The 2,696-nt window shown below is 60.5% G+C and carries 1 protein-coding gene; it reads left to right on the top strand.

Annotation, left to right across the window (positions count from 1 at the left end; all coding sequences use genetic code 11):
* Positions 1-186: 186 nt before the first annotated feature.
* The gene (gene lon, locus NUV89_RS29045; protein WP_017735973.1) at positions 187-2,607 is read left to right on the top strand and encodes an endopeptidase La; all 2,421 of its coding nucleotides are present in this window, start codon (positions 187-189) and stop codon (positions 2,605-2,607) included.
* Positions 2,608-2,696: the final 89 nt, after the last annotated feature.

Below are 2,696 nucleotides of genomic sequence, written 5' to 3'. Positions count from 1 at the left end.
AGTCAAAGATGTATTTACTGACCCACCGCATTCGCGAGCAAGCCCGCTCCCACACAAGCCCACTCCCACAGTTGGATCTGCGGTGTACGGAAAAAATCATGCAATATGTTGCTATCTCGCCTCCACCATTGAAACCACCGCAACCCCGCCCCATCTAACCTGCATACTTCCTGATGCAGGTGCCCCATGAGCGACCAGCAAGAATTCCCCGAATACGATCTCAACGACTACGCCGACCCCGAAAACGCTGAATCCCCTTCGTCCAACACTGGCCTGGCGCTGCCTGGGCAAAACCTGCCGGACAAGGTCTATATCATCCCGATCCACAATCGGCCGTTCTTCCCGGCGCAAGTGCTGCCGGTGATCGTCAACGAAGAGCCGTGGGCCGAGACCCTGGAGCTGGTGAGTAAATCCGATCACCACAACCTGGCCCTGTTCTTCATGGACACGCCGCCCGAAGACCCACGCCATTTCGACACCTCCAGCCTGCCGCTGTACGGCACGCTGGTGAAGGTGCACCACGCCAGCCGCGAGAACGGCAAGCTGCAATTTGTCGCCCAAGGCCTGACCCGCGTGCGCATCAAGACCTGGCTCAAGCACCATCGCCCGCCGTACCTGGTGGAGGTCGAGTACCCGCACCAGCCGTCCGAGCCCACCGATGAGGTGAAGGCCTATGGCATGGCGCTGATCAATGCGATCAAGGAACTGCTGCCGCTCAACCCGCTGTACAGCGAAGAACTTAAGAACTATCTCAACCGCTTCAGCCCCAACGATCCATCGCCCCTCACCGACTTCGCCGCCGCGCTGACCTCGGCCACCGGTAACGAGTTGCAGGAAGTGCTGGACTGCGTGCCCATGCTCAAGCGCATGGAAAAAGTGCTGCCGATGCTGCGCAAAGAGGTGGAAGTTGCGCGCCTGCAAAAGGAAATCTCCGCCGAGGTGAACCGCAAGATCGGCGAGCACCAGCGCGAGTTTTTCCTCAAGGAGCAACTCAAGGTCATCCAGCAGGAACTGGGGCTGACCAAGGACGACCGCAGCGCCGATGTCGAGCAGTTCGAACAACGCCTGCAAGGCAAAGTGCTGCCGGCCCAGGCGCAAAAGCGCATCGATGAAGAACTGAACAAACTGTCGATCCTCGAAACCGGCTCACCGGAATACGCGGTCACCCGCAATTACCTGGACTGGGCGACGGCGGTGCCGTGGGGCGTGTATGGCGAGGACAAACTCGACCTGAAACACGCGCGCAAGGTGTTGGATAAACACCATGCGGGCCTGGACGACATCAAGAGCCGCATCCTCGAGTTCCTCGCGGTGGGTGCCTATAAAGGCGAAGTCGCCGGTTCCATCGTGCTGCTGGTGGGCCCGCCGGGCGTGGGCAAGACCAGCGTTGGCAAATCCATCGCCGAGTCGTTGGGGCGACCGTTCTATCGCTTCAGCGTGGGCGGCATGCGCGACGAGGCCGAGATCAAGGGCCATCGGCGCACCTACATCGGCGCCCTGCCCGGCAAGCTGGTGCAGGCGCTCAAGGATGTGGAAGTGATGAACCCGGTCATCATGCTCGACGAGATCGACAAGATGGGCCAGAGCTTCCAGGGCGACCCGGCGTCGGCGCTGCTGGAAACCCTCGACCCGGAGCAGAACGTCGAATTCCTCGACCATTACCTGGACCTGCGCCTGGACCTGTCCAAAGTGCTGTTCGTGTGCACCGCCAACACCCTGGATTCGATCCCCGGCCCGTTGCTGGACCGCATGGAAGTGATTCGCCTGTCGGGCTATATCACCGAAGAAAAAGTCGCCATCGCCAAGCGCCACCTGTGGCCAAAACAGTTGGAAAAAGCCGGCGTGGCCAAAACCAGCCTGACCATCAGCGACGGCGCCCTGCGTGCGTTGATCGACGGTTATGCCCGCGAAGCCGGGGTGCGCCAACTGGAGAAACAGCTGGGCAAACTGGTGCGCAAGGCGGTGGTCAAGTTGCTGGATGAGCCGGACTCGGTAATCAAGATCGGCAACAAAGACCTGGAAAGCTCCCTGGGCATGCCGGTGTTCCGCAACGAACAGGTGTTATCCGGCACCGGCGTGATAACCGGCTTGGCCTGGACCAGCATGGGCGGCGCGACCTTGCCAATCGAGGCGACGCGCATCCATACGCTCAATCGCGGTTTCAAGCTCACCGGGCAGTTGGGTGAAGTGATGAAGGAATCCGCCGAAATCGCCTACAGCTACATCAGCTCAAACCTGAAGTCGTTTGGCGGTGACCCGAAGTTCTTCGACGAAGCCTTCGTGCACCTGCACGTGCCGGAAGGCGCCACGCCGAAAGACGGCCCGAGCGCCGGCGTGACCATGGCCAGTGCGTTGCTGTCGCTGGCCCGTAACCAGCCGCCGAAAAAAGGCGTGGCCATGACCGGCGAACTGACACTGACCGGGCATGTGCTGCCGATTGGCGGGGTGCGTGAGAAGGTGATTGCGGCACGGCGCCAGAAGATTCATGAGTTGATCTTGCCGGAGCCGAACCGGGGCAGCTTTGAGGAGTTGCCGGAGTACCTGAAGGAAGGTATGACGGTGCACTTTGCCAAGCGGTTTGCGGATGTGGCCAAGGTGCTCTTCTGATGGTTGTGTAGTGCCTGGACTGACCCTTTCGCGAGCAAGCCCGCTCCCACATTTGATCGAGTACGTCCTTTGGAATGCGGTCAAGTGTG

This window comes from Pseudomonas sp. 18.1.10 (genome assembly GCF_024655625.1).
GTDB lineage: Bacteria > Pseudomonadota > Gammaproteobacteria > Pseudomonadales > Pseudomonadaceae > Aquipseudomonas.
The sequence above is the reverse complement of the archived record's forward strand: the minus strand, read 5'-3'. Positions and strand labels throughout refer to the sequence as shown.

Bases quoted from the DNA above. Each gene is read 5' to 3' on its own strand.
- lon (WP_017735973.1), top strand. From the start codon at position 187: ATGAGCGACCAGCAAGAATTCCCCGAATACGATCTCAACGACTACGCC.